Raw genomic sequence first — 22,508 nt, 5'->3', positions numbered from 1 at the left:
AATCTCTAATATTTTAGTGAGATCGTGCGTGACTTCATTCAGTTTCGTTACGGATGAGAACAGATGCTGCAGTAAAAATCCGAGCTCGTTGTTTTCAGTAGGTTGTAATTTTATCAGCTGCGAAAGTCCCAGCATAGTAGCTACAGGCCCGCGAAGATTGTGTGAAGCAATGAAAGAGAATTGCAGCAGATCGTTATTGTGACTAACGAGTTGCTGAAGGATTTTACTTTTCTCTTCTTCCTGTTTTTTACGTTGACTTATATCCTGGCCTATACATATGGTGGATTGATCAGACAGTCGGATACTGCACCAGTTGATATCGATAACAAGTCCTTCTTTGGTAGTGGTTTTAAAATCCTTCCACAGTCCTTCGCCAGCCTGCATAAAGCGGATAACTCTTTTTCGTTCTTCTTCCTTTGGGAACAAGTCGGAGAGTATATTTCGCTCAGCAGCCTCGTCACTTGTCCAGTGTAAAGTGTTTTGCCAGGAATCATTCGTAAATTTTATTCTGCCTGTGGGATCGAGCAACACAATAATGAGTGGTAAGCTATCAATAAGTCGTTGCAGCATTTCCTTTTGTGCTATAAGTTCGTGCTCGGCCAGCTTGCGTTCCGTTATATCGGTAATGATACCATCCAGGCGTATAGGCACACCGGTATAATCCTTCGTCATCCAGATGCGGCTGATAACCCATTTCTGCCTGCGTTGCTTGGTAAGTATTTTATGTTCGGCTTCTGTATAATGATCTTCCAGCAACTGTATATGCATGCTGTTGATGATTGCATCTTCATCCGGAGCGATTATTGTATCGCGAAGCAAATTTTCATTCTCATAAAACTCCTGTGGTGTATAGCCATATATTTCTTCGGCTGCATTGTTCACAAATTCTATGGCTATCTGTTTATTGCCGGTAAACCGGGCAGACCACACCATATCTTTTAGAGTGCTTAATATACTGTTGAGTTTATGCTGACTTTGCCGAACCAATTCTTCGGCCTGCTCCTGTATTTTATCCTGCGCAGCAGAAAGCTGATCGTTGGTAGAGAGTAATTCTTCGTTGGTTGTTACCAGCTCTTCATTCATAGCGATGAGTTCGTGATTCGTATCATCGAGCTGGCGCGTGCGTTCTTTAATTTTTTCTTCCAGCGTTAAATTCAATTCATATAAACGCTGCTCGAATTTTACACGTTCAGTAACGTTGTGTGAGAGGATGAGCTCTGCTTTTTTACCCTCCCAATCCATAGCATACGATGTGATCTCAACCCATATAACCTCACCATCTTTCCGTATGTGCCGCCATATACCAGACGAATAAATTCCTTTTGGAATATTTAACACAGCATGTTGCAGTCGTGGTATATCTTCTGCCGGGCGAATGTCTTTTATAGTCTTTGATAAAAATTCTTCCCGGGTATATCCGTATTCGCGAACAGCCGATTCGTTCACTGCGAGGAACGACAATGTTTCGAGATCATATACCCACATCGGGTTGGGATTTTTTTGGAAGAGCTTTCCATACGCATCTACTTTTTGCTGCAGTGTTTTATGAAAGCGGTTGATGAGTATATATAATAGCACCGCAGAGAACGCAATGAACGCCAGGCGAACCAAAGCCTGTATCATGTTAATATGTTGCGCGGCATCCTGTTTAAAGTATGAATTAAGTACAGCCGTACTGATCAATATCCAGCTAAATCCCAGCAGAACATAAACGATCGTAATTTTAAACGACTGCCCTGATTTTTTAAACATTTCGTCAACTGTTTAGAATGCACAAAGGGGTGAGAGAGAGGATGCGGTGTTACGACTTACAAAAGATAACGATTTTATTCTTAATTTATCTGTGTCAATTCTCCGGACGGTAGCCTGTAAAGTTTTTCCGGGTTTTCGTATGGAAAGATATTTACACCGGCATCTTAGTAAAAAATTAAACCAGATATGAATAAAGCATGGCTAGCATTCATGTTGCTGTTGAGTTATCCGCTTGCAGCACAGCAACAGAAGAACGTTGATTCGAAGATCAATAACGTGACCGTATTTTTGAACAAGGCACAGGTAGAACGCGAAGCGCGAACACACATTGAATCGGGGAAGACGGATATTGTGCTTACAGGATTGCCTTCTTCGCTCGATCAGCAAAGTATACAGGTGGCAGGTAAAGGTAATTTTATTATTCTCGGCATAGCGCATCAGCAGAATTACCTCAGCGAATTAAATATACCCAAAGCACTTCGCGTGCTGAGAGATTCTGCCGACTACTTGCAACGACAAATGATACTGGAGCAGACTCAAAAGGAGATATTGAATAAAGAAGAGCAGATGGTGCTGAGCAACCAGAAGATTGGTGGCGCGAATCAGAATCTCACCGTTGCAGAGCTGAAAGGTATGGCCGATTTCTTCCGCCAGCGATTGAGTGAGATCACCCTTGCAAAAATGAAGGAAGATGATAAAGTAAGGAAGATCAACGAGCGCCTGGTAAAAATACAACAGCAGATACAGGAGCAGAACGAACTGTATGCACGCAACACCAGTGAGATCGTGGTGAGTGTAAGTGCCGATGCACCTGCAACGGTAGAGCTGGACGTACGCTATATAGTAGCAAACGCTGGCTGGCAACCGGTATACGATCTGCGCGCTGTCAACACGAAGAGTCCGATACAACTGCGCTATAAAGCCAATGTATTTCAAAGTACAGGAGAGGAGTGGAAGAATGTGAAGCTGAGACTCTCCACAGCCAATCCGGATCAGGGAGGTTTGAAGCCGGAATTATATACCTGGTACCTGGATCTTGATCAGCCACAGTATCAGTATAGTTACTCTGTAAAACGTAAGGGGGCTGTGATGCAAGCTGAGCCTCAAGCAGCGATGGGTATGAAGGACGAGGAAGTCGCGGCACCCGCAGAAGCAGCAACAGTAGCAAATTTTGTGAGCACGCTTCAAACAACCTTAAACACCGTGTTTGATATAGCGTTGCCCTATACCGTAGCATCGTCCAGTAAGCCTACCGTTGTGGATGTGCATAACCACGAGATGAAAGCCGACTACGAATATTCAGTAGCACCGAAGCTAGATGCCGATGCATTTCTGATGGCGCGTGTTACCGGATGGGAAGAATTTAGCCTGTTGCCCGGAGAAGCAAATGTATTCTTTGAAGGTACATTTGTAGCCAAAACATTCATCGACCCTAACAATATAAAAGATACACTCTCTGTTTCACTGGGCCGCGATAAACGTATTGTAGTGAAGCGCGAGAAGCTGAAAGATTTCAGTTCGCGTAAAGCAATAGGTACCAACCAACGCGACAGCTATGCGTACGAAATCTCGGTACGCAATACCAAGACCGATGCCGTAAAGATTGTTGTAGAAGACCAGGTGCCGGTTTCTCAAAACAGTCAGATAGAAATATCTACTACCGATGCCGGAGGCGCACAACTGAACAAAGATACCGGCAAGCTTGTGTGGGAAATGAAGCTGCAGCCAAACGAAACCAAAAAAGTAGTATATAAATTCGAAGTGAAGTATCCGAAGGGCAGAACAATTCCTGCACTTTATTAATAATGTCTTAACAGTAATATATAGAGGGGCATACCTGTTACCACGGGTATGCCCCTGATTTATTAGGAAGTATACATTTGCTGTTTCGGAAGTAAAAAAAATAGTCTTACTTTGGGATGACCAATGAATCAGCCCCCTGATTCTTACCTGTAAATAAACTTTATTTTTCTGGCCCGGAAATTATAGTAGAGGCCCGAAGAATTGTAACCCCAATCCTACCAGTATGCAATGGAGGCATCTCTACCTGTTTCTTTTCTTTTTCTCTTACACATCTCTTACTGCTCAAGATCTTGATTCGCTGCTGAACCTGAACGCATTTACTGCGGAAAGTGACTTGCAGAAATTACTGAACAAGAATGTAGCCGTATCAACACAAAAACTTTCCTCGCGGGAGACACCCGGTATCATTAGCGTTATTACTTCGGAAGAAATTCAGAACAGCGGAGCGCGCGATCTGATCGATGTGCTGCGCCTGGTGCCGGGCTTTGATGTTATGCAAGACCTTCAGTTTGTAATGGGTATAGGCTTGCGTGGCAGTTGGGCCAACGAAGGCAAGGTGCTGGTGATGATGGATGGCCAACCGTTTAATGATCTGCTATACCAGTCTGTCGCTGTAGGCAATCGCTTTCCGGTAGATGCAGTGGAGCGCATCGAAATTATTCGCGGGCCTGGCTCTGCTATATATGGTGGTTCGGCCGAGTATGGTGTGATCAACATTATTACCAAGGCAGCCGAGAGTTTAAATGGCGTAGCGGTATATGGCACCGGGGGCTTTCATGCCGATGCTGTAGGGCGAACAAATTTTGGCGTGATGGCCGCGCAGAAATCAGATGTCTTTTCGTGGGATCTCTCCGCATTTAAAGGCTATGGTATTGTAAGCGATCAGAAGAACCACAGTGATGCTATACAAGGATATACCAATGAGAACCTGGCGAAGGTGTCAAAGGCCGATCCTACCAATATAAACCTGGGATTGAAGTATAAAAATCTTTCGTTCCGCACGATGTATGAGAATTTTGAAACGAGCGATCCGCATGTATTTATCTCTTTCAAGAATTTGTTCACCGACCTGCGCTATAGCTGGAATGTAAGCAACAAACTGAAACTTACTCCGCAGGTAAAATTCTATCGACAGATACCGTGGTCGTACGGGTATAAAGAAACGAATACTCCCGACTTTGAAGCCGTGGCTACACGATTCTATTCACAGGTAGATGGTCAGTATACTATATCCCGCAAAGCCAGTGTAAACTTTGGCGGTATATATTTCGATGATCATGGCGATTACAGAACCGTGCTTAGTACATTTTCAGGAGCGCGCTCTTTGACGCTATCGAACTTTGCTTTTTATGCGCAGGGACTTTTTAAGCATCGCCTGGCAAATGCTACGATTGGTTTTCGTTATGAGAAGAACAATCGCTATGGCGGTGCATTCGTTCCGCGTTTAGCATTAACCAAAAAAATCGAGAACTTCCATTTCAAGGTATTATATAGTCAGGCGTTCCGTGCACCATCCCTGCAAAATATTAATATAGCGTTGGGCGGAAAGATCAAACCCGAAAAATCGGATGTGTTTGAAGTAGAACTTGGTTATCAGTTTACACCGGAAATGTTGCTCGCTATAAACGCATTCAGCATCAGCACACGCAACGTATTGATCTATAATTCTACCGGTGAAGATGAGTCGTTCCAGGAATGGTATGAGAACTTCCACAAGAGCGGTAGCAAAGGAATTGAATTTGTTTATAGCATTCGCCAGAAAGGCTGGTATGCTAACCTTACCTATTCCTTCAGCCAGGCCATAAAAGGTAATACGGTAGATATATACCGCGTAGACCAAACCAGCAAGCAATATGTAGGTTTCCCTTCGCACAAGATTACGCTGAATACAAACTTCAACATCACGCCGAAGCTAACGATCAACCCGACCTTTATTTATGCCAGCACACGGTATGCCTACACGACAACTGACGATGAAGGAAATGCTGTAAGCACAGCGCTTGACCCGTATGTGATAGCCAATGCTTTTCTGAACTATAAAGATATAGTACCCGGACTCACCGCAGGTGTAGGAGCGTATGATATACTGAATCAACACCCGGCTATTCCGCAAGCGTATAATGGAGGCTTTGCTCCGATCTCTGGCAGAAGCCGCGAATACATTGTTAAACTTTCGTATCAGATCAACTTCTCACGATAAAAAATATGCGCACCCTCCGATACTCTATACTTCTTGCAGTTGTGCTGGCTACAGCATCTGCCCACGCGCAAACAACCAATTATCAGGTATATTCTTTGTTTGTGATAAACATTGCCAAGTATTCGTCATGGCCGGAACAGAATGCAGAAATGCAAATCACCGTATTCGGCAAGTCGAAGATATTTGATGAACTGATGAAACAGAACGGCAAGAACGTAAACGGAAAAACAGTAAAAGTTACACAGGTAGATAATGTAGCCGATATAGGGCAACCTCATATTATATATATAGCTGATAACCGCAGCGGCTCGCTTGATGATGTGGTGAAGGCTACACAAGGTAAACCGGTAATGATAATAGGCGAGCGCGAAGGTCTCTTCAAAAAAGGTGCAGGCTTCAGCTTTGTGATTATGGAGAACAGCACGCTGCGCTACGACATCAACAACACCGAGCTGGAGAAGCGACAGATCCGCGTATCGAAAAGTCTCACGGCATTGGCTAATGCTTCCATCTGATCGGTCTTTTTGGGAATTATATATATCCGATTGTTAACCCGTAGTTGAAAAATATATCCATCGTTGAATTTAAAATCTTCCAGCATGTTTCAGCTGGGCCTCATCCAATCTTTGGCGTGGCGTGGCATGTGTGGATTGGATGCAGACCAGATGGAATATGCGGGGCCCCGCGGCCCGGGAGCGGGCTATGGAATGTGCTAAAAATGTTAGGTAAATTGAGTGCCTATCTTCCCAATCAATGGAGTATGATTTCTTTTGATAGAGGATGGAGTGTATATATACGGCACCCTATTTTTGATGCGAACAGCTACCGCTACTTATTGCAGACGAACCAGGTAAGCTTTTGGCCAAAGCTTTCCGGTGATCAGCAGCGCTTTTGAATTTACATCGTAAGCAATGCCGTTCAATACATCAGCACTCGGATACATGGCGCGAATCTCGTTACCGATCGGAGAGAAGTCCATACGGCCCACAACTTTCCCTGTATTCGGATCGATCTTCAATATCCAGTTCGTCTCGTATACATTGGAGAAAATATAGCCGTTGATATACTCCAGCTCATTCAGTTTTTTTACACGCGTTCCGCCATCCATCACGGTAATGGTGCGCACCGGTTTTAGTGTAGCTGTATCCAGGAAGTATATCTTCTCACTTCCATCACTCATGATCAGGTTCTTGTTGTCGTTAGTAATGCCCCAGCCCTCGGTGTCGTACGTAAATTCTCGCAGTTGTTTATAGGTGTGCGCATCATATACAAAGCCAACTTTGTTTTGCCAAGTGAGCTGGTATATCTTGTTGTTCATTACCGTAATGCCTTCGCCAAAATACTGACCGGGTAAGATCACTTTTTTATCATGCTGACCTGAGCCAGGATTTACCTCAGCAATCCATGAACGATTATTTTGTCCGGTGCTCTCGAGCACTTTATTCTGATAGATGGTAAGACCTTGCGTATACGCTTCTGCGTTGTGTGGCAGCGTGCTGATAATGGAATATTGTATAGCCAGGCTATCGCGAGTTGTCTCTGTATCAGCCTCTTTCCTGTTGTTGCACGATGATATTACAAGCAGGCAACCCAGTGCAATGGAAAGACTGAAAAAATGATTTTTCATTCGCATTTGTGATTTTACTTCGAAATGAAATAAAATTATTGGTAACTCCAAAAGGAGTTTGCTTTCCGATTGGTAGGTGCATTGAAAATAGGTGGCTATCTTTACTGACAACAGACGTATGGCCACCCCACATACCGATCATGAACAATTCCTGCGGGAGCTGGAAGCTCCCTATGCGCTGCCGGTCAACGCAGTGCGTTTTTACCATGATAACGGGTATATAAAATTAAAGCATGTACTGAGTGAGCCATTGCTCACCTGGTATGGCAACATCATTACCGATGCGGTGTTTCGCCTCAACAAGCTTACCAAACCGATGGAAGAGCGTACTACGTACGAAAAAGCTTTTCTGCAGGTGATGAACTTGTGGCGCGAGCACGACACCATTCGTGAGTTTGTATTTAGCAAACGACTGGCGCGTATAGCAACAGAACTGATGGGTGTAAAAGGTGTGAGGCTCTATCACGATCAGGCACTCTATAAAGAACCTTCCGGAGGTATAACACCATGGCATGCCGACCAGTTTTACTGGCCACTCTCTAACGACAATACCATTACAGTATGGATACCGTTGCAGGATACTCCTTTAGAAATGGGTCCACTCGCTTTTGCAGAAGCAAGTCAGCATATAGCAATAGGTCGCGATAAAGAGATCAGCGATGAAAGTGAAGCGATGCTGACGCAGGCATTGAAACAATTTGAAATACATGAAACTCCTTTTGAATTAGGCGAAGTAAGTTTTCATTCCGGCTGGACCTATCACCGTGCAGGCGTTAACGCTTCTGAAAAACCACGCAAGGTGATGACGATGATCTATATGGATAAAGATATATGTATAACTGAACCAACGAACAGCTACCGCACCAATGACTGGAAGACGTGGCTGGATGCGCTACCCGTGGGATCGGTTGCTAATGGAAAATTGAATCCCGTATTATATACTCTTGAATAAGAACTCTCTCATTACCTGTTTTAAAAAATATAATTATAAGCTATAACCGTTAATACGTTCGCATGAGAAACCTTATCTTTTTACTCTCCCTGCTTTTTTTGGGGTTGACACATACCGTTGCAGCACAACAAACCAGTGTTATCAATTTTTACCTGACGCCTTCTATATCATCAGAACTGCTGAACAAGAATGGTACGTTCATCAAAGAGTTCCTGGAGAAGGAAACCGGCATGACCATCAAGATGGTTATCCCTGCATCGTACGATGAGATGGTGGATTACTTTGGTGCGAATAATTCTTCGTTCGCCATTATGAGCAGCCAGAGCTATATATTGGCCAACAAGAAATATGGTGCTGTTGTAAAACTGCGTACCGTGCGCTTTGGGCACTCGGTATATTACGGACAGATACTTACCCGCGCATCGTCTGGTATTAAAAGCGTAAAAGACTTGCAAGGCAAAACCATCGCTTATACCGATGAGCTCTCAACGTCTGGTTATTTATACCCACGGAAGATATTAGAGAAAAATAACGTGCAGCCGGGCAAAGAGATCTTCGCGAAGAAACACGATGAGGTAGTGCGACTGGTATATGAAGGTAAAGTAGATGCCGGTGCGGCCTTTTACTCACCGCCTGCTACGGATGGCACATTGCGCGATGCCCGCATGCGCCTGAAAGATAAATATCCGGATGTAGACCAGAAGGTAATAACACTGGTAAAGACCGATGCTATACCAAACGACCCGATTGTATTCTCTAAAAACTTTGACACAGAAGCAGCACGCAAACTATATATGGCGCTGGTAAAACTTGCCCAGGAACCAAAAGGAAAGCAGATGCTGCTCGACTTGTATGGAACAGAAGGTTTTGTAAAAGCATCGGATGCTGACTATAATTCTCTGCGCCAGGTAATGGGCGTTACGCGATAGGTATATATATAGTGGTGTTTGTAGTGGTGTCAGGTGTTCCCACCCGACACGAACGAAAATCGAGCTATATACCTGTAAAATACGATCGCTATTTTCCACCCGATAACATGCTCAATGCATGTTTCAGATCTTCGGGCGTATCAATGCCTACTGTTTCGGCTTTCGTTTCAGCAACCATGATTTTGAAGCCGTTTTCGAGCCAGCGTAATTGTTCGAGTGATTCTGCCCGTTCGAGTGATGACACGGAGATGCGCGTGAGCTGTTCCAGTATATCTGTACGATAAGCATACATACCGATGTGCTTGTAGAAGGTATGTTTACCGAGCCACTCGGCTTCCGGTGTATTGCGAATGTGAGGTATAGTGGAGCGACTGAAATATAGCGCTTCGCCCAGTTTGCTGATCACTACTTTTACCAGGTTTGGATTGAATAGTTGTTCGGGGTTATCGATCGCTTTGATCAGCGTAGCAATTTCGGTTTGCCCATTCAGTTTAGACGCCAGCAATTCAATCTGTGCCGGCTGAATAAAGGGCTCATCGCCCTGTATATTGATAACATAGTCGAATTGACCAGGTTGTAATGTTAACGCTTCGTAGCAACGATCGGTACCGCTAACATGGCTCTCCTTCGTCATGCACACTTCACCACCAAATTTTTTCACGTGATCGAATATCTCTGCGTGATCAGTCGCCACAACAACAGATGCTATACCGGATGTTTTCTTTACCTGCTCATATACCCGTTGTATCATAGACTTGCCGGCTATATCTACCAAAGGTTTAGCCGGAAATCGTGTGGATGCATAGCGGGCTGGTATAATTCCTAAAATTTTCATGCTTATACTTTTTTTACACGTAAAGAGGTTGTTTCACTGTCTACCACTTCAATCGTTTCTCCTTGTTCAATGTATTCTCCGCGTGTAAAGGCATCGTGAAGCTCATGGTCGATCATAACTTTTCCGCTGGGGCGCAATACCGTATGGGCTATACCTCGCTTGCCTTTTAAAGATTCTTTTGCGAAACCCGAAGTAAAACCCTGTGCACGGTCTTGTGTATCGGTAAGTGCTACGCGTTTATAAAAGCGCGTGTTGGCGAGTCGTGCGCCACCTACAAACAAAAGTATAGTTCCTCCCAGCATGCCGCCAATCGCTGCTGCCAGTGCCAGCAGTATATCGTGCATGCGTACAAACTCAAAATCAAATGCCTTGTTGTTGATCATGATCAGCACGAGCGATCCGATGGTAAGTGTAATGCCTGCTACACCGGCAACACCAAATCCGGGAAGTATAAAAACTTCAACACCTATCAGCGCAAGTCCTATCAGAAACGCGAGTATCTCCCAGTTCTCGGCCAGACCATTGAGATAGTATGGCACCAGATATAGTATCAGAGCCATTAACGCAGCAACTCCGGCAAAGCCTATACCGGGTGCCTGCATTTCGAAATATATACCGGCAATAATTACCAGGATCAGCAAACCACTGATAAACGGATTCAGAAAAAACGCTACGATCTTATCAGTAGCACCCAGGTTATAGTAATCGAGTTCGTATGATGTAATGTTGTTCTTTTTTAAGATCTCTTCGATCGACTCCACTTTACCATCGCAGTAGCCATATTGTAACGCTTCGGTGGTAGAGAACGTAATAATCTGTCCTTCTTTTTTAATGCCTTCTATCACAACATCTTCATCCACCATGCCCTCGGCAATTTTCGGATCGCGATGATTTTCTTCCGCTGTAGAGCGCATGATCGAACGCATATAGGATTGATATTTATCCGGAGCTTTCTCACCATTGCCATTCACTACGGTAGCAGCACCAATACTTGCCGCGGGCGACATATAAATACTATCGCAGGCAATAGAGATCAACGCTCCTGCAGAAGCAGCATCAGAGTTAATAAAAACCCACACCGGTTTTTTAAATGCCATGATCTTGTCCACTATATCTTTGGCATCCGTCAGCACACCGCCATACGTATCCATTTCAATGATTACGATATCGGCGTTTGTTTCCGTGGCGTGTTCCAGTGCAAGTCCTACATAGCGCGTCATGCGTGGATCAATTTCGTTTTTGATCTCCATCACCATTACATGCTGCTGCGCAACACAGGTTGCCGAGAGCAGTGTACAACAGAACAGGAATATCAGTGACAGGTTCTTCATGAATTTATTTTCCAATCTTCGGCCCTCAGATTTCTATCATCTATACTTGCACTAAATTAGATAATATAAACGAAGTTGAACGGTACTCTCAAACGTAAGTTTTCGCATCGCTTTCCGGGCATCGTATGGAATACGGTTGTTATGCCCGAAGAGGAGGTTATCATTATGGAAGTGCGCGATCATCAACGCAAACAAGTATCGTTTTCCGCCTGGCAGTATAAAACAGATACATTTCTGTGGCAGGATATAGTGTTGGAAGAAACGTGGTGGGTAAACCTCGTTGCTGCTTCCAATGGTATGCTGTTGTTCACGATCTACCTCGAAACATCAAATCCTGACAGGAAAGGTTTGCTTGCGTATAGCGCGAAGGATATGAAGCTGCAGTGGTGGAAGAATGACTTTGCCATCACGTCTGTTCATGACTCGTATGTAAGAGGCGTTTCTACCAATCTGGGTACAAAAGAAGTTGTGCTGGATATGCAAACGGGGAAAGAACTGACTGGTGAATGGCCCACTGCACCACAGAAATTGCCTGCCGATTTTCGGAAGCCATCGTTGTATACAGAAGGAACTCCGTATTTCACAACAGTGAAAACATTTTTGGAGACGCGACTAAATTTATTGCCGGTTGCTGCGTTGGAGTATCTGGAACATGATGGCAGGATTTTTATTTCCTGTTATACCCGGGAGAGTGGTCTGGCCAACTATTTGTTGGTGCTGTCGTTAGACGGTGAAATGCTACTGCATGAAAAACTGGATGAGTCCCTGAAAGGAATCGGTCAGGATACTTTTTTCATCCTTGCAGGATGCGTAATTTTCGTGAAGAATAAATGTGAGCTGATAAGTTATTTTTTATGATGAATGTATTGATATATGCGGGTGCTTTATTTTTTCAGCCGCACGCTCAGGATTCACTGGGAATTGAAACAGTGAACGGAAAAATCTTTGTAGTGCACCAGGTAGGCGAAAAGGAAACACTGTATGCTATATCCAGGCGCTATGGCACTACGGTAGATGCTATTGTGCAATACAATCCTTCGGCAAGCTCAGGTCTCTCTATCGGGCAGATTTTAAAAGTGCCGTATACTCCTAAGAGTACAAATACCACTTCCGGCAAATCAACCGGAGGAGGAATCATTCACGTAGTAGCCGCGAAGGAAACTATGTTCTCTATCTCCAAAGCGTATGGCGTTACGGTAGATGAGATCAGGCAATGGAATAATCTTGCTGATAATAGTTTGTCTGTAGGGCAGGAGATCGTGATTCGTAAACGCAATACTGCCAACGCAGCCAATACATCGCAGGCAACGATCGCTACGCCTCCTGCTAACAATAGCAATAACAATTCGGGGCAGCATGTGGTAGAGGCGAAAGAAACGCTCTACTCCATTGCGAATAAGTATAACATCTCTGTGCAGCAATTAAAGGAGTGGAACAATCTGCAGAATGATGAACTGAGCATTGGTCAGAGCGTTGTAGTGCGACAGCCACATGGGCAACTGACGCAAAAGAAAGATACATCGGTAATAACGCAGCAGCCTGTAAATCATCAGACTTCTGTTTCTACTACGCAGCCGGTAAAGAATGATACTCCTAAGAACGATCCGCCACCTGTGGAGTCAACCAAAACTACAACGCAGCAACAACAGTCATCGTCCTCTACCATTCGCATTTCAGAATCAGTAAAGAATGGCGATGAAATATTAGAGAAAGGTATAGCCGAGTTGATTGAAGGAACCGATGGTAACCGAAAATATTTAGCCTTACACCGCACAGCACCCGTAGGTACTATTCTGAAAGTAAAGAACGAACTCAACAACCGTGAAGTATTTGTGCGTGTAATGGGTAAACTTCCCGATACTGCACTTACCGATAAGCTGATTATTAAAATTTCTAAATCTGCTTTTGATAGACTGGGTGCTATCGATCCTCGCTTCCGAGTGGAGGTAACATACTATAAATAGAAGTGAGTGTTATTCGTTATTAGTATAGACGACTGATAACGAAATTGAATATCGAACAAGGAATACCGATTAAGGAATGCTGAAGTTGGTCGCGATGACACAGAACACTGTTCGCGATTGACGGATAACTACTAATGAATAACCGATAACGTATCTATAAAAAAATGTGAGCTCCAATGGCCAACATACCACCTGGAGCTCACAGTATATAAAATCGAAACTATATCTTAGTGATGATGTCCGCCCGGACCGTGTACGTGGCCGTGAGTGATTTCTTCGTTTGTAGCGTTGCGTACATCTACAATTTCAACATCAAAGTTAAGTTCAACACCGGCCAGTTCGTGGTTGGCATCTACTGTTACCGACTCAAGTCCTACTTCAGTTACCGTAACAACATTGCCGTGATTGGTTGAGAACTTCATACCCTTACGCACTTCCTGGTCGCCAAAGGCAGAGCGTGGCACTTGCTGGATCATAGCCGGATCTTTCTCGCCATAGCCTTTTTCCGGAGAGATCTTCAACTGTAATTTATCGCCCTTCACTTTTCCTTCCAGTCCTTCCTCCATACCGATGATCAGATTTCCTGCACCGTGCAGATAGTGGAGAGGATCGCGTCCCTCGCTGGTATCAATTACATTTCCTTCATTGTCGCGAAGAGTGTAGTGGATCGCGGCTACTTTGTTTTTCGTGATTTGCATGTGAAAATAATATTAAATGTTAGCCATAGAGAGCGTGTTGTTCCGGGATAAAGGGAAGGCAGGTTCTCTGTTGTTCACTCAAAAGTACATTCTTTTATCGGCTTACGTTCACGATTTTTTGAAAAGGATATAGGCCCAACATTTTTTTGTGAGTTACCGCACACGTTCGCATTTACGCATATATCGGAAACGTTTGTCCTGCGTTTTTGGATGATTTGACACCCTCCTAAACAGATTTTAACCCTCACCTTTCAGCACAGATTTACCCCTGAAAAGTGTGCTGCATCGGATCGCCAAAGCATTATCGTCCAACAAAAAACTTTCTCACAAGGAATTGAAAAAGGTACGTGTGCTCCTGTTCCTGGAAATGCTCCTGGGCATTGTGCTGATCGCCTCCATGCTGCTGCTCCTGCGGATATTTCTATAACCTAATAACGCCTTTATGAAAAGAAAATCATTATCAGGTAATCTGACGCGGCTGGGCTGGCTGTTGGCAGGCTTGCTTCTGCCGGGGCGGTTTGTATACGCACAAACCAGCAGCATGAGTGGAGTGGTTAAAGATGCACGTGTGGAGACGATTCTCGGTGGAGCAACCATTGGTACTGTTGCTGGTAGAGTAGGATCGGATGTACCTCAAAATGCTCAGTTCGTTGTAAGCTGCATCAGATGTAGCACACAAGAAATTGTTGTAGGAAGCCGATCAGTAGTAAATATAGTGCTGCTCGAAGGTGTGTCTGCTTTGAAGCTATTGACGAATTATAAGTCCTCCATTTTTATAAATGAATCGATCGATTCTCGAAAGTTATATGAAGGTTCAATTGCAGATGTGATTAACCATGGGGTTAATAATGATTGCCTGAAAGGATGGATGTCAACTCATCCCGAAGGTTTTTACGATTCGACAGAAACAAAAACTCTAAACCAAAATCTATGCTAAAACAAATCTACCGAAGCTTATGTATTGCTTCCGTATTTTTCCTATTAAGCCACACGTTTGCTTTTTCGCAAAGCCGGCTTGTAACAGGAAAAATTACGGATGAGACTGGTGAAGCATTACCTGGCGTAAATGTTATTAAAAAAGGAACAACGGTTGGAACCAGTTCTGATGTAAATGGCACATTTTCTATTGAAGCTGATAACGATGATATACTGGTTGTCTCTTTTATTGGTTATGCGCCTCGGGAAATTGCTGTGTTGAATCAGACTTCTCTTGCAATAACATTAAAAGAAGACGTATCTACATTACAGGAAGTTGTCGTTATCGGTTATGGCTCTGTTAAAAAGACAGACGTTACATCATCTATATCTTCTGTATCTGAAAAAGATATTAAGAACTTACCGGTTGCAGGTATAGATCAGGCCCTACAGGGCAAGGTTGCTGGCGTAACAATAACCAGTAATGGCGGTCAGCCCGGAGGAGGCATTTCCATAAATGTAAGAGGCATCACTTCTGTTAATGGAAACCAGCCCTTATATGTAGTGGATGGCGTGATCTTAAATGGAAGCAGAAGTAGTATAGCGCAAGACCAACTCGGAGGAATGGCCGGACAAAATGTACAGAGTCCGTTAGCAGCGATTAATCCAAATGACATTGAATCTATAGATGTTTTAAAAGATGCATCCGCGCAAGCTATATATGGTGCACGCGGTGCAAATGGAGTGGTTTTAATTAAAACAAAGTCTGGCAAGGCAGGTGAACCAAAAATTACATACGATGTATACTATGGGATACAGCAGCTAAGGAAAAAGTTAAGTTTAATGGATTTGAAGCAGTATGCCGGCTATCAAAACTCACTGGTTCCTGAAATAAGAGCTGCAGGTAATAGTTTAGACACATTAGCTGAATTTAAGAATCCTGCTGTTCTTGGACGAGGAACAGATTGGCAAGACGAAATTTTTCAACAAGGATCAATTCAAAATCATCAATTGTCTTTTTCTGGTGGCAAAGACAAAACCACATACTATACCTCCTTTAATTATTATAAGAATGAGGGGATTGTAATTGGCTCTAATTTCGAAAGGTTTAATATAAAATTAGGTATAGATCAGCAGGTAAAGCCCTGGCTTAAAACCGGTGTTAACCTTAATGTCTCAAAGTCAAATCAGAAAATTACTTTGACTGATGGATCAGATGCGGTTATTAGTTTGGCAGTTTACAATAGTCCTGCAGCACCTGTGAGAGGGCTCGATGGACAATTCGCTTCGGTATCAAATATAGGAGGTAGCAACTTTGGTAATCCCAATAATCCGGTAGCCTTGGCTACTATGCGAAATGTAAGAGCGATACAGTATAAAGCGTTTGGCTCTCTATATACTGACATTAATTTCCTGAAGTCATTTACCTTTCGAAATGAAGTAAACTATGATTTTAACCTTGGTCAAAATTCAGCATTTCAACCGCTTGTACAGAATACAACTACAGGAGCAACTATATTATCCCCAAGTAAATTAGTTGAAGACAGAACAACAGCATTGTTCTGGGCTTTGAAAAACTACCTGACCTTTGATAGAACATTTGGCAAGCATTATGTAAATGTTGTAGCAGGCCATGAATCCACGCTAAGTAATTTTGACCAGATTACTACATCACGACAGAATCTTACCAATAATTTACAGTCTATAAACGCTGGGTCTGCAACCAACCAAACAATAAGCGGAGGCAAATACCTTACAGCATACGAATCCTATTTTGCAAGAGCACTATATTCTTTTAATAGCAGATATAGTATATCCGGTTCAATAAGAAGAGATGGTTCTTCCTCTTTTGGTCCTAGCAAAAAATGGGGTGTGTTCTCGGCAGTATCGGCAGGATGGACGCTTTCAGAAGAGGAGTTTATTAAAAACATTTCAGTTATTAATCATTTAAAATTAAGAGCAGGGATCGGATCTGTTGGTAACTCCAATACGGCCAACCAGAATAACGCTTATGTAACGAACGTATCTTTAGTTGCCATCAGTCCATTTGGAAACGGTGCTCAGAACTTCAATGTGGGTAACCCTAATTTGCAATGGGAGTCTGTAGTGACTAAAAATTTGGGAATTGATGCCACTGTGCTTAATGGCATTATTGACTTTAGTGTGGATGTATATCAAAAGGTATCCACAAAAATGTTAGTACAGGCCAAACTTCCTGTATATAGCGGTCTTAATTCTGGTAATACCTATAACCCTGTGCAACCTCCGGTTACAAATGCCGGAAAAATGACCAACACCGGTATAGATATATCTTTAACCACGAATAACATCAGCAAAGGTTCTCTCACATGGAAAACCAATTTCATATTTACGCATTACAAAAATGTTTTGAACGATAATGGTGGAGTACCACAACCGGCATACAGAGAATATGGCAATGCCATTCAGGTAACTAATTCTCCCTCTGGTCAGGCAGTCGGTTCGTTTTATGGTTTAAAAACAGACGGGCTATTCCGTACACAAGGAGAATTGGATGCATTTGGTTCGGCAAATAGTAATAATCAATTAGCTGTTGGCCCGCAAGGTATATACTTAGGTGATATTCGTTTCAAAGATATAAATGGCGATGGTGTAATTAACTCCCTTGATTTAACAAATATAGGCAGCCCTATTCCAAAGTTTACCTATGGAATGACCAATACTGTAAGCTTTAAAAGTTTTGACCTGTCTATATTAATTACGGGAAGTTATGGAGCTAAAATTCTGAATTATACAAAACGTCTTACAGAAGGTCTTTACAATTCATATTTGAACCAGTCGACTGATGTATTGAACAGGTATACGGCTGAAAATCCGAATGCAACTATTCCTCGCTACAATCAATGGAACGACAACAACAGAAGGTTATCCGACAGATATGTGGAAAGTGGTTCTTATTTGAGAATTCAGAATGTAAGTTTAGGATATAATATTCCTCGCGCTCTTTTAAACAAGACCAAGTTTACATCTGCACGCGTTTATGTGTCTGCGCAAAATCTGAAAACATTCACAAAGTATTCAGGATACGATCCTGAAATAGGTGCCTATAACAATAACGTGTTTAATATGAACATCGATGATGGGCATTATCCGAATCCAAGAACATTTACTATCGGAGGTAACTTTGTATTCTAAGAACATTTTAAAGATAAAAAGATGAAGTATATATATATAGTATCGTTATTACTGTTTTTAGTGGTAACATCCTGTGACGAGTCTTTCCTGGAGAGACCTTCACAGAATAACCCGACAGAAGAGAATTATTATAATACGGCTGCAGAGGTGAATGGTGCTACTGGCTTGCTATATAATAAGGTCTGGTACGATTATCAGGATAAAGCATTCCATGCTATAGGGGAGGCACTGGGCGGTAATATGCTCACGGCTAATGATCCAAATTACGGAGGGTTGGTATACAATAAGTTTACTTTTACAAGCAGTGATGTTTTAGTTGCTTCCAGCTGGGCTTCATTATATTCTGTTGTTGGAGCCTCAAGTTCACTAATTCAAACACTTGAAAATAAGAAGGCAAAAGTATCTGATCCGGCTTATCTGATTCAGGGTATTGCTGAAGCCAGATTTATGAGAGGGGTTGCTTTTTTCTTTCTTGCCAGAGCCTTTGGTGATGTACCTATTGTTGATGACCCGGTTGCTTTTGCTTCTTCCGGTGTATTTGATTCACCTCGTTATCTGCAGGCTGATGTATTAAGATATGTATTGGAAGATTTACAGTATGCAGAAGCTAACCTGGCGAATGAGGCCAGTCAGAAAGGGAGAGTTACAAATCTCTCTGCGTCTGGTATGATGGCTAAAGTTTACCTCTATATGGGAGATTATGCAAATGCTAAAATCAAAGCCGGGTTAGTAATTGATTCTAAAAAGTATTCACTCTACCCAGACTACAATGAAATGTTTACGAGTTCAAAGGCAAACAATAATGTTGAATCATTATTTGCATGGCAATGGATTGCAGCGGGAGGATATTCAATTGGAAATCCGATTCAGGCTTACTGCGGAACTCAGGCTTTACTGAAACCAACCACCGGGGCAGGTTGGGGATCTGTAATTCCTACTATAGACCTGATAGAATCATACGATCCTCTGGATAAAAGAAAAGGCTGGTCAATTATGCAGCAAGGATTCTTTAGAAAGGATTGGACAAATATAAATTTCCCTAATGGATATACTTATGATACTACATCTATAGGCGGTGATGAAGCCTTCAAAACAAAAAATGGCTCACGTGCCAATGCAATGAAATATGTTGTTGGTCCAGGTTCTAATGGTGAGAATGTAAATGGCACCTCAACTGATATTTGTACATATATACTTAGATATGCTGATATTGAATTGATATATGCAGAAGCAACGCTGGGTAATGATGGGTCTACCAGTGATGGGGCCGCACTAAATGCCATAAACGATGTAAGAACGAGAGCTGGCTTACCGGATTTAACATTAATAACCAAAGACGATATACTGACAGAACGCAGACATGAGTTTGCCTTTGAAGGCGACTACTGGTTTGATATTCAACGCCAGGGATTTGAGAAAGCCAAGGAAATAATCAGCAACCAAGAGCGTGGTTCGTATGACTTCAATGGTAAACTTCAAAGTGAAAAAGTCACATTAAGTTCTCCTGACCAAATGTTTTTGCCTATCCCGCAAACGGATTTAACAGCTAGTCCTATGCTAAGAGAACCTGCTGTTCCATATTATAAGTAAACCTTTTTCGAAAGTTAAAATATCAACTATGAAGAATTATCTAAATATAATATTCAAGATGGTTTTGGTTGCAGGAGCACTATACCTGACCTCCTGTAAAGACGATGAAGTCTCTCCATCTGTTGCGCAGATTTCACCAGAGTCTGCGGCTGCTAAATCTCTCTTGACTGTTACCGGATCGGGCTTAAAGGACATTATGAAAATTACATTTGAAAATGGAAATGTGCCCGCCTCCTTTACTTCAACCTTTAACACCGATGGCGCCATTCTTTTCAGAGTACCGGTTGATGCCGTTCCTGGCCAACAGAATATCATTTTTGAAAATGCTTCCGGTAAAACATTTACAGTACCATTTACTGTTTTAGGTTTAGCAACGATTAATGATGTTTCAGACTATAATTTCAAGAAGGATACTGAAATTATACTGACAGGTAAAAACCTGGCCGATGTAACGAAAGTTACTTTTACGGGGACGACTACTGAGCTCGAAATCGTTGATAAAAGTGCGACAACACTCACTGTAAAATTCCCACAACCTGATGCCGATTTTTATGAATCGACCTTAACACTTACGAATGCTGCCGGCCCCGCGGCTACTACACAATCATTTGTAGCCATTGACAATGCTGTGCAATTATTTACGGATGATTATGGTATAAATCCTTCCGGTAATGCTTTCCAAAATGCATCATGGGGGCCATCCTCCATTAGTACAACACAGTTTAAGTCGGGAACTGCTTCGTTGTCTTTTGGATACGCTAAAGGTAACTGGAGTCAGGACGGATTCGGATGGGATAATATATCGAATGACGGGTACAAATATTTGTCATTCTGGTTAAAAGGTGCATCGAAAGATTATACGCTTTATGTGTGGTCTTCAGCGCAGCCGGGAACCTTCAATACATTTGATGATTTTAAGAAAATTGTTGTACCCGCCAACGTATGGACTTACTATAAACTTCAGGTAAGCAGTTTGAAAATTTTTGGTGAGAATAATACTACAGCCTGGAATCAGATTGGATGGAGAATTCAGGGACCGGATGATCAGGATGAAACCTTCTATATAGATGATGTGATCTTGATAAAATAAAATTGTCCAAGCCTGCAGAACGTAGTTCTGCAGGCTTACGTAGACCGGCTCGTTCTCTATAAAATGATAGTGGTACAAGTCCTCAAATTTTTTTATGATTTTGCCTTAAAGGAGTAAATGTATAGGTATATATAGAGTTATACTGGCGCTATTCATTGTATGTGTCCTTTAAACATATCGTCATACCTGAAGCGTTGGTAGTATCAACAACGCCTTATGAGGTTGAAGTACTTATGTTGATCAGAGAATGTAGATCTATAAATGTAGAAGTTGAATAATTTTTATATGATAAAGAGTAAATTAGCTGCCGTTTGGGTAATCCCAATGTTTCTTTGTCTGGCTTGCTCGAAAGACAAGGACACTGACGTTACGCCTCAACCTGAAACTCCCACTACACCAGTATCGCTTACCAAGGAAAATGTAAAAACGTATATAGTGGATAAGAACGCGACAGACGAAACAGTTGCATTGTTCTATAATTTAAAAGTGATGGCTAAAACCAGTTTTGCTGTTGGCCAGCAAGATGCGTTTGATGGATTCTATAAAAATACCGGAGGCATGTCTGATATAAAAAAGACAACCGGTAACGACCCTGCTTTATTAGGATCAGATTTTATGTTTATTACGGATAAGAATAATACAGGTCAAAGTGATAATTGGTTTTACCAACAGGAAGAGAACATTATAAATCATGTTGAGCAAGCGTATAGCAACGGGCTGATAAATATTTTCTGCTGGCACATACGTGAACCCTATAAGGAAGAAGCCTTTTATGTATCTGACATGACTGCTGATGCGAGAGCAAAAGCCTTCAAAAGTATTTTGCCAGGAGGAGAGAACCATGAATGGTATAAAAAGAAATTAGATAAAGTTGCATCTGTTTTTAATAACCTGAAAGGAACAAACGGAGAATTGATTCCGGTAATATTCAGACCATTCCATGAGTATGATGGAAGTTGGTTCTGGTGGGGAGCCGACTTTTGTACAGCGGATGAATTTAAAACAGCATATCGCTTTACGGTTGATTATTTGAAAAATACAAAAGGAGTACATAATGTCTTGTATGCACTGTCGCCAGATAACAGTTATGATACAAAGGATAAGTATCTAAGCCGATATCCGGGTGATGATTATGTTGATATTCTGGGCATGGATAACTATGGCGACCTGGGCGCGGGCAAAGGACAGACGGGGTCTGACCTCGCCAATAAAAAATTAAAAATTATATCGGATTTGGCAATTGAGAAAACAAAAATTGCAGTTATGTCTGAAACTGGCTATCAGATAACACCATCCACTACACCGATAACCGGATGGTTTTCAAATTATGTTTATAATGCTCTTACAGCAAATGACATTGAAATAGCTTTTGCTATGTTTTGGGGTAATGCGGGCGATAATTATTTTGTTCCTGCACCATCATGTTCTAACGCTTCTGATTTTGTTGACTTTACCAATAAGCCAAAAGCATTGTTGCAAAATGAATTACCGGATATGTATATCATTTCAAATTGATAGTTCCCTGTCAGTAACTCTGTTGTGAAGAAATAAAAAGTGAAGTTTTACTTTAACACTTGACAAACATTTTAGCAGGAGCAATGCTTTTTAGATGAGCAACTCCTGCATCTTTTTTCAACACTATAGAATA

18 protein-coding genes are annotated in these 22,508 nt (G+C 42.3%); 13 read left to right on the top strand and 5 right to left on the bottom strand.

Annotation, left to right across the window (positions count from 1 at the left end; genetic code table 11):
• The coding region (locus VIN08_RS00510; RefSeq protein ID WP_331958600.1) for a PAS domain S-box protein at window positions 1-1,752 on the bottom strand (1,752 nt) is incomplete at its 3' end.
• Window positions 1,753-1,938: 186 nt separating this feature from the next.
• Here VIN08_RS00510 and VIN08_RS00505 point away from each other — a divergent pair.
• The 3 genes from VIN08_RS00505 (at window position 1,939) to VIN08_RS00495 (ending at window position 6,270) form a co-directional block, all read left to right on the top strand.
• Window positions 1,939-3,555: a DUF4139 domain-containing protein gene (locus VIN08_RS00505; RefSeq protein WP_331958597.1), complete on the top strand. Its 1,617-nt coding sequence runs from the start codon at window positions 1,939-1,941 to the stop codon at window positions 3,553-3,555.
• 223 nt (window positions 3,556-3,778) lie between these two features.
• On the top strand, window positions 3,779-5,755 hold the full coding sequence (locus VIN08_RS00500) for a TonB-dependent receptor plug domain-containing protein (RefSeq protein ID WP_331958594.1): 1,977 nt from the start codon (window positions 3,779-3,781) through the stop codon (window positions 5,753-5,755).
• Window positions 5,756-5,760: 5 nt separating this feature from the next.
• Window positions 5,761-6,270: a YfiR family protein gene (locus tag VIN08_RS00495; protein WP_331958591.1), complete on the top strand. Its 510-nt coding sequence runs from the start codon at window positions 5,761-5,763 to the stop codon at window positions 6,268-6,270.
• A gap of 317 nt (window positions 6,271-6,587) precedes the next feature.
• On the opposite strand, the gene VIN08_RS00490 is transcribed toward VIN08_RS00495, so the two are convergent.
• Window positions 6,588-7,382: a glutaminyl-peptide cyclotransferase gene (locus VIN08_RS00490; RefSeq protein ID WP_331958588.1), complete on the bottom strand. Its 795-nt coding sequence runs from the start codon at window positions 7,380-7,382 to the stop codon at window positions 6,588-6,590.
• A gap of 118 nt (window positions 7,383-7,500) precedes the next feature.
• Here VIN08_RS00490 and VIN08_RS00485 point away from each other — a divergent pair, with 118 nt between their 5' ends.
• Both VIN08_RS00485 and VIN08_RS00480 read left to right on the top strand, forming a co-directional pair.
• Window positions 7,501-8,334, top strand: a complete 834-nt coding sequence (locus VIN08_RS00485; protein ID WP_331958585.1) for a phytanoyl-CoA dioxygenase family protein — start codon at window positions 7,501-7,503, stop codon at window positions 8,332-8,334.
• Between the two features lie 62 nt (window positions 8,335-8,396).
• Window positions 8,397-9,263 (top strand): phosphate/phosphite/phosphonate ABC transporter substrate-binding protein, encoded by an 867-nt coding sequence (locus tag VIN08_RS00480; protein WP_331958582.1) that lies wholly within the window; start codon window positions 8,397-8,399, stop codon window positions 9,261-9,263.
• An 88-nt stretch (window positions 9,264-9,351) separates the two neighbouring features.
• Here VIN08_RS00480 and kdsB read toward each other — a convergent pair whose 3' ends face one another.
• Window positions 9,352-10,098, bottom strand: coding sequence for a 3-deoxy-manno-octulosonate cytidylyltransferase (kdsB, locus tag VIN08_RS00475; protein ID WP_331958579.1), 747 nt, complete (start codon window positions 10,096-10,098; stop codon window positions 9,352-9,354).
• Between the two features lie 2 nt (window positions 10,099-10,100).
• Complete coding sequence (locus VIN08_RS00470) at window positions 10,101-11,429, bottom strand: NfeD family protein (protein ID WP_331958576.1); 1,329 nt, start codon at window positions 11,427-11,429, stop codon at window positions 10,101-10,103.
• Window positions 11,430-11,504: 75 nt separating this feature from the next.
• Between VIN08_RS00470 and VIN08_RS00465 the strand changes: the two genes are divergently transcribed.
• Both VIN08_RS00465 and VIN08_RS00460 read left to right on the top strand, forming a co-directional pair.
• Window positions 11,505-12,287 carry a DUF4905 domain-containing protein gene (locus VIN08_RS00465; protein ID WP_331958573.1) on the top strand — a complete coding sequence of 261 codons (783 nt, stop codon included), beginning with the start codon at window positions 11,505-11,507 and terminating at the stop codon, window positions 12,285-12,287.
• Window positions 12,284-13,393 (top strand): LysM peptidoglycan-binding domain-containing protein, encoded by a 1,110-nt coding sequence (locus tag VIN08_RS00460; RefSeq protein WP_331958571.1) that lies wholly within the window; start codon window positions 12,284-12,286, stop codon window positions 13,391-13,393. Before VIN08_RS00465 ends, VIN08_RS00460 begins: the two co-directional genes overlap by 4 nt.
• Window positions 13,394-13,620: 227 nt before the next feature.
• On the opposite strand, the gene VIN08_RS00455 is transcribed toward VIN08_RS00460, so the two are convergent.
• Window positions 13,621-14,091 carry a peptidylprolyl isomerase gene (locus tag VIN08_RS00455; RefSeq protein WP_331958568.1) on the bottom strand — a complete coding sequence of 157 codons (471 nt, stop codon included), beginning with the start codon at window positions 14,089-14,091 and terminating at the stop codon, window positions 13,621-13,623.
• Between the two features lie 277 nt (window positions 14,092-14,368).
• Here VIN08_RS00455 and VIN08_RS00450 point away from each other — a divergent pair, with 277 nt between their 5' ends.
• From VIN08_RS00450 to VIN08_RS00425, 6 genes are all read left to right on the top strand, one after another.
• The gene (locus tag VIN08_RS00450) at window positions 14,369-14,518 is read left to right on the top strand and encodes a hypothetical protein (RefSeq protein ID WP_331958565.1); all 150 of its coding nucleotides are present in this window, start codon (window positions 14,369-14,371) and stop codon (window positions 14,516-14,518) included.
• 15 nt (window positions 14,519-14,533) lie between these two features.
• Window positions 14,534-15,028, top strand: coding sequence for a hypothetical protein (locus VIN08_RS00445; protein ID WP_331958562.1), 495 nt, complete (start codon window positions 14,534-14,536; stop codon window positions 15,026-15,028).
• Complete coding sequence (locus tag VIN08_RS00440) at window positions 15,022-18,180, top strand: TonB-dependent receptor (RefSeq protein WP_331958559.1); 3,159 nt, start codon at window positions 15,022-15,024, stop codon at window positions 18,178-18,180. Before VIN08_RS00445 ends, VIN08_RS00440 begins: the two co-directional genes overlap by 7 nt.
• Window positions 18,181-18,201: 21 nt before the next feature.
• Window positions 18,202-19,770: a RagB/SusD family nutrient uptake outer membrane protein gene (locus VIN08_RS00435; RefSeq protein WP_331958556.1), complete on the top strand. Its 1,569-nt coding sequence runs from the start codon at window positions 18,202-18,204 to the stop codon at window positions 19,768-19,770.
• 28 nt (window positions 19,771-19,798) lie between these two features.
• The gene (locus VIN08_RS00430) at window positions 19,799-20,860 is read left to right on the top strand and encodes a cell shape determination protein CcmA (protein WP_331958553.1); all 1,062 of its coding nucleotides are present in this window, start codon (window positions 19,799-19,801) and stop codon (window positions 20,858-20,860) included.
• Between the two features lie 285 nt (window positions 20,861-21,145).
• Entirely contained in the window at window positions 21,146-22,375 is a 1,230-nt protein-coding gene (locus VIN08_RS00425) for a glycoside hydrolase family 26 protein (RefSeq protein ID WP_331958550.1), read from the top strand.
• Window positions 22,376-22,508: the final 133 nt, after the last annotated feature.

The organism is Ohtaekwangia sp., assembly GCF_036568665.1.
Taxonomy (GTDB): domain Bacteria; phylum Bacteroidota; class Bacteroidia; order Cytophagales; family Cyclobacteriaceae; genus Ohtaekwangia.
The sequence above is the reverse complement of the archived record's forward strand: the minus strand, read 5'-3'. Positions and strand labels throughout refer to the sequence as shown.